Genomic DNA, 5,455 nt, shown 5'->3' with positions numbered 1-5,455 from the left:
GGGGGGCGCCCGCACCCGGCCGCGGGGGGGGCCGGGCGCCGGTCGGCGCTCAGTGAGCCAGCGGCGGCTGGTCAGCCGTTGACGCCGACGTTGCCGAAGGCCGGGTTGAGCGCACCGATGACGTTGACGGTGTTGCCGACGACGTTGACCGGGACGTGGACCGGGACCTGGACCAGGTTGCCGGAGCCGATGCCCGGGGAGTTGGCGGCGCTGCCGTCCGCGTGCGCGCTGGTCGCGGACGCGGCACCGGCGCCGGCGGCGAGCAGTCCACCGGCGACCATGGTGACGACGGCGGCCTTCTTCAGGTTCTTCACTTCAGCTTCCTCCTGGTCATGGGCTGTCATGGGCTGTCGTGCGCTGCGATGCCCACCGCAGCACGCACTGGAGAACGCCGACCGAACCGCTTCGGATACGCCATGTGGGCGACATACACACGACGGTATGAATCTCAGACCAGCGGGCAACCATCCCGGGCAGTCGGCCACCGACCTGCTGAAACGTTCTGATCAGCCGCTGAGTCCATGGCGTACGGCCCAGAGCGCCGCCTGCGTACGATCCGCCAGATCCAGCTTCATCAGAATGTTCGACACATGGGTCTTCACCGTCTTCTCGGAGAGGACCAGCGCGCGGGCTATCTCGCGGTTGGAGCGGCCGTCGGCGATCAGCCCGAGCACCTCGCGCTCCCGCTCGGTGAGCGAGGTGTTCCTCCCCTGCCCCGTGCCGGGCACGTCCTCCGAGAGCAGCACGTCGGCCACCTCGGGCTGGAGCAGTACATGGCCCGCGTACACGGAGCGGATCGCACCGGCCAGGGCGTCGGGATCGACGTCCTTGTACACATAGCCCGAGGCTCCCGCGCGAAGCGCCGGGATCACGGTGCGCCGTTCCATGAAGCTCGTGACCACCAGCACCTTCGCCGGGTTGTCCAGGGCGCGCAGCCGGCGCAGGGCCTCGATCCCGTCCACGCCCGGCATCTTCACGTCCATCAACACGACATCGGGGCCCAGCTCCTCGGCCTGTGCGACGCCATCGGCGCCGTCGGCGGCCTCCCCCACCACCTCGATGTCGTCCTGCACCTCCAGGAAGGTACGCAGGCCCCGGCGGACGACCTGGTGATCGTCCACGAGCAGCACGCGGATCCGCTTGTCACCCACCGGGGACCTCCATCTCGATCGTGGTGCCCTCGCCGGGCGCCGATTCCACCGTGAGTGTGCCGCCGACGCCACCGGCCCGGTCGCGCATCGAGACCAGGCCGAGGTGCCGCCCCGCCCTGCGCACCGACGCGGGCTCGAAGCCGCCGCCGTCGTCCCTGACGCTGAGTACCGCCCCCTGCCCCCTGCGGCAGAGGCTGACCGCGACCCGCTCCGCGCCCGAGTGCCGCAGCGCGTTGTGCAGGGCTTCCTGGGCGACTCGCAGCAGGGCCTCCTCCTGGGACGCCGGCAGTGCGCGCACTCCCTGTGCCTCGAAGGTGACGCGGGCGGTGTGTGCGCGGTCGAGCACCTGGATCTGGGTACGGAGGGTGTCGACCAGCCCGTCCTCGTCCAGCGCCGCCGGACGCAGCTCGACCACAGCGGCCCGCAGTTCGTCGGCGGCTTCGGCGGCGAGTACGGCGACCTGCTGGAGCTCTCCCTTGGCGCGGACCGGGTCGCGGTCCACCAGTGTCGCCGCGGCCTGCGCGGTCAGCCGAAGCGAGAACAGCTTCTGGCTGACCGCGTCATGCAGCTCATGGGCCAGCCGGGAGCGTTCCTCGGCGATGGTGAGCTCACGGCTGCGTTCATAGAGCCGGGCGTTGGTGAGGGCGATCGCGGCGTGCTGGGCGAGGATCGAGAGCAGCTCCTCGTCCTCCTCGGTGAACCCGCATACCTCCCCGCGGGCGCCGGGGGGCTTGGGGCACCTCTTGTTGGCGAGGAAGAGCGCGCCGATCGTCTCGTCGCCGTCCTTGATGGGCAGGCCCAGGAAATCGGACATCTCGGGGTGGGCCGATGGCCAGCCCTCGAAGCGGGGGTCCATGCGCACGTCCGCGAGCCGCTCGGTCTTCGCGTCCCTGAGCATCGCGGCGAGGATTCCATGCTGGCGGGGAAGCGGTCCGATCGCCCGCCACTGCTCATCGCTCACGCCGTCGACGACGAACTGGGCGAAGCCGCCGTGGTCGTCCGGCACGCCCAGGGCCGCGTACTCCGCGTCGAGCAGCTCACGCGCCGAGGCGACGATGGTCTTGAGGACGTCGCGCACCTCGAGGTGCCTGCTCATCTCGAGGAGGGCGGTGCTCACGGCGGCGAGGCCGGAGCGCGGTCGATGGCTCATGGGATCACGGTACCGGCGTGTGGTGACCGTACGTATCGGGCTGTGGACGGCCGTCGCCTGGGCCGTGGGACGTAGGGCGAAGTACCCGGTACGGCAGGGTCTCGGGGACGACGCGGACGGCCGCGCCGCAGAGCCACTCTGAGGGCAACCGAACAGAGGGGATGGAGCCATGCCGGTAGCGATCATCACGGGAGCCTCGAAGGGGCTGGGGCGGGCGCTGGCCGAGGCGCTGGCCCGCCGTGGCTGGGACCTGGTGCTCGACGCGCGTACCGAATCAGTTCTGGCGAAGACGGCTGAGGAGCTGCGGCGGCACGGAACCCGGGTGGTGGCGCTGCCCGGGGATGTCACCCGGGCCGGGCATCGCGAGGTGCTGGTGGCGGCGGCGAAGGAGCTGGGGTCGCTCGATCTGCTGGTGAGCAATGCCAGCGCGCTGGGTGCCGAACCTCTGGTCCCGCTGGCGGCGCTGCCCCTGTCCGGGCTGCGGGAGGCGTTGGAGACCAACGTGGTGGCGGCGCTCGGCCTGGTGCAGGAGGCGCTGCCGCTGCTGCGCGGGGACACGCCGGGTACGGGGCCGGGTGCGGTGATCGCGGTGAGCTCGGACGCGGCGCGGGAGGCGTACCCCACCTGGGGCGGTTACGGGGCGTCGAAGGCAGCTCTCGACCTGCTCATCGGGGTGCTGGCGGTCGAGGAGCCGGGACTGAGGGTCTGGGCGGTGGATCCCGGGGACATGCGCACGGATCTCTACGAGGCCGCCGTGCCCGGCGACGGGGACGGCGGGGCGCGGCCCGCGCCGGAGTCGGTGGTACCGGCGTTCCTGAGGCTGCTGGACGAGCGCCCGGCGAGCGGCCGGTATGAGGCGACCGTGCTGACGACGGGCCGGTGAGGCGGATGAGCGGGCTGAGCCGGGTGAGTGTGCTGGAGAGCCTCAGGGTGCCGGACGAGCTGCTGGCGCGGGTACCCGCCGAGGTCCGCGGCAGCGGCCGGGACGACGTACGGCTGCTGGTGTCGCGTGGGACGGCGGTGTCGCACCACGTCTTCCGGGAGCTGCCGGGGCAGCTGCGGGCCGGTGACGTGCTGGTGGTGAACACCTCGCCCACGCTGCCGGCCGCAGTGGACGGGCGGCTGGGCGCGGAGCGCCTGGTCGTGCACTTCTCGACGCGCGGTGAGCTGGGCTCCGACCCGGACCGCGGTCGGCGGGGCGAGCGCTGGGTGGTGGAGTTGCGCACCCCGGACGGCGCGGGTAGCACGCGGCGGCGTCACGGCGGTCCGGCGGGGGCGCGGATCCGGCTGCCCGGCGGTGGACTGCTCGTACTGGAGGAACCGCTGACGCCCGGTGGCGGGACGGCGGGCGGACGGTTGTGGTGGGCCACGGCGTCGGTGAAGGTGACGGAGCTGATGGGGCGGTACGGCAGGCCCATCCGATACCGCTACACCGAGCGGGACCAACCGCTGTCCGCGTATCAGACGGTGTTCGCGCTGCCCGCGCCCGATGGCTCGGGGGCGGGTTCTGCGGAGATGCCGAGTGCGGCCCGCCCCTTCACCGAGCCCGTGGTAGCGGAGCTGGTGCGCAGGGGGGTGCAGTTCGCTCCGCTCACGCTGCACACGGGCGTGGCGTCGGCGGAGGCGCACGAGCCTCCGTATCCGGAGCGTTTCGAGGTGTCCGAGGCGACGGCATGGCTGGTGAACGCGGCACGGGCGGGCGGCGGACGGGTCATCGCGGTGGGGACGACCGCGGTACGGGCCCTGGAGTCGGCGTCGGGGCCGGACGGTGTTGTGCGGGCCGCGAAGGGCTGGACCGACCTGGTCATCACCCCCGGGCGCGGGGTGCGGACGGTGGACGGGCTGCTGACGGGGCTGCACGAGCCCGAGGCCTCGCATCTGCTGATGCTGGCGGCGATCACCGGGGAGGAAGCGCTGGCCTGCGGCTATACCCAGGCGCTGGAGCACCGCTACCTGTGGCATGAGTTCGGGGACGTGCACCTCATCCTGCCGGACGACCCCATGACGGTCCGGATTGCTTGAGCAACTCTCTGCGAGGTGGAGCAGGGCTGGATGTGAGCCCGCGCATAGGGCGCAGGTCACTTACGAAGCGCTCTAGTGGATACATAGAGGACACGTGAGCTGGCCTTCATGGGGGACTTGTCCGGATTTATGGGGTCCTGCTCCACTAACCAGGATCGTACGTCACACCTTTGCCAGCGGATTTTGCTGCCGCTAAGAATTGCGTTCGTCGCCGCCGAGAAGGCGCTGAGCCGCCCGGCCTTTCGCGACACTCCGCTATTCGAAGAGGTACGTCTCGCATGTTCGCGTCCCGCACTTCCGGTTCCGCTCGTATGTCCAAGACTCACAAGATCTCGATCGCCGGTGTGGCCGCCGTTGGCGTCTCGGCCCTCGCGTTCTCGCTCGTCCCGGGCAGCGCCGCCGCCGAAACCGAGACGCAGGCCGTGTCCACCGCGAACGTCGCCTGGTCCACCAGCGTCGACACCGCGAAGGCCGCTGCCCTCCAGGCGAGCATCACCAACCAGTCGGCCTTCCTTGACGCCCAGGCCCAGGCCCAGACCCAGGCCGCCGCCAAGGCGAAGGCCACCGCCGCCGCGCTGAAGGCCAAGGCCGAGGCCCAGGCCGCCGCCAAGGCGAAAGCCGCCGCTGCCGCCAAGGCCGCCGCGAAGAAGCGCGCCGCCGCCGCGGCCGCCAACCGCGCCGCCGCCCGCCAGGCCGTCTACCCGAACAACCTGGACGGCTGGATCCGCGAGGCCATGGACATCATGAAGAAGCACGACATCCCGGGCAGCTACGAGGGCATCCACCGCAACATCATGCGTGAGTCCTCCGGCAACCCGCGGGCCATCAACAACTGGGACATCAACGCCCAGAACGGCATACCGTCCAAGGGCCTGCTCCAGATCATCAAGCCCACCTTCGACGCGTACCACGTCCCCGGCACCGCCAAGGACCAGTACGACCCGGTCGCCAACATCGTCGCGTCCTGCAACTACGCGGCCGACCGCTACGGTTCGATGGACAACGTGAACAGCGCCTACTGACGGACGCCCGCACGGCCCCGTACAGACACGCCGGGGGGGGGGGGGGCCGCCCCCCCCCCCCCGCCCCCCCCCCCCCCCCCCCGCCCGCCACACACTCGCACCGACAGACA

Annotated in this window: 6 protein-coding genes; 3 read left to right on the top strand and 3 right to left on the bottom strand. The window is 71.3% G+C overall.

The features are described 5' to 3' along the window. Window positions 1–71 precede the first annotated feature (71 nt). From ACFWI9_RS29155 to ACFWI9_RS29145, 3 genes are all read right to left on the bottom strand, one after another. Window positions 72–314 carry a chaplin family protein gene (locus ACFWI9_RS29155; RefSeq protein ID WP_387166656.1) on the bottom strand — a complete coding sequence of 81 codons (243 nt, stop codon included), beginning with the start codon at window positions 312–314 and terminating at the stop codon, window positions 72–74. A 192-nt stretch (window positions 315–506) separates the two neighbouring features. Beyond that, the gene (locus tag ACFWI9_RS29150) at window positions 507–1,151 is read right to left on the bottom strand and encodes a response regulator (protein WP_387166654.1); all 645 of its coding nucleotides are present in this window, start codon (window positions 1,149–1,151) and stop codon (window positions 507–509) included. Beyond that, window positions 1,144–2,301 (bottom strand): GAF domain-containing sensor histidine kinase, encoded by a 1,158-nt coding sequence (locus tag ACFWI9_RS29145; RefSeq protein WP_387166651.1) that lies wholly within the window; start codon window positions 2,299–2,301, stop codon window positions 1,144–1,146. Before ACFWI9_RS29145 ends, ACFWI9_RS29150 begins: the two co-directional genes overlap by 8 nt. A gap of 169 nt (window positions 2,302–2,470) precedes the next feature. On the opposite strand from ACFWI9_RS29145, the gene ACFWI9_RS29140 reads away from it, so the two are divergent. The 3 genes from ACFWI9_RS29140 (at window position 2,471) to ACFWI9_RS29130 (ending at window position 5,345) form a co-directional block, all read left to right on the top strand. Further along, window positions 2,471–3,184, top strand: coding sequence for an SDR family NAD(P)-dependent oxidoreductase (locus tag ACFWI9_RS29140; RefSeq protein ID WP_387166649.1), 714 nt, complete (start codon window positions 2,471–2,473; stop codon window positions 3,182–3,184). 5 nt (window positions 3,185–3,189) lie between these two features. After that, window positions 3,190–4,323, top strand: a complete 1,134-nt coding sequence (locus ACFWI9_RS29135) for an S-adenosylmethionine:tRNA ribosyltransferase-isomerase (protein ID WP_387166646.1) — start codon at window positions 3,190–3,192, stop codon at window positions 4,321–4,323. A gap of 278 nt (window positions 4,324–4,601) precedes the next feature. Beyond that, window positions 4,602–5,345, top strand: a complete 744-nt coding sequence (locus ACFWI9_RS29130; RefSeq protein ID WP_387166643.1) for a lytic transglycosylase — start codon at window positions 4,602–4,604, stop codon at window positions 5,343–5,345. Window positions 5,346–5,455 lie beyond the last annotated feature (110 nt).

It is taken from the genome of Streptomyces sp. NPDC127084, from assembly GCF_042724175.1.
Classification (GTDB): domain Bacteria; phylum Actinomycetota; class Actinomycetes; order Streptomycetales; family Streptomycetaceae; genus Streptomyces.
The sequence above is the reverse complement of the archived record's forward strand: the minus strand, read 5'-3'. Positions and strand labels throughout refer to the sequence as shown.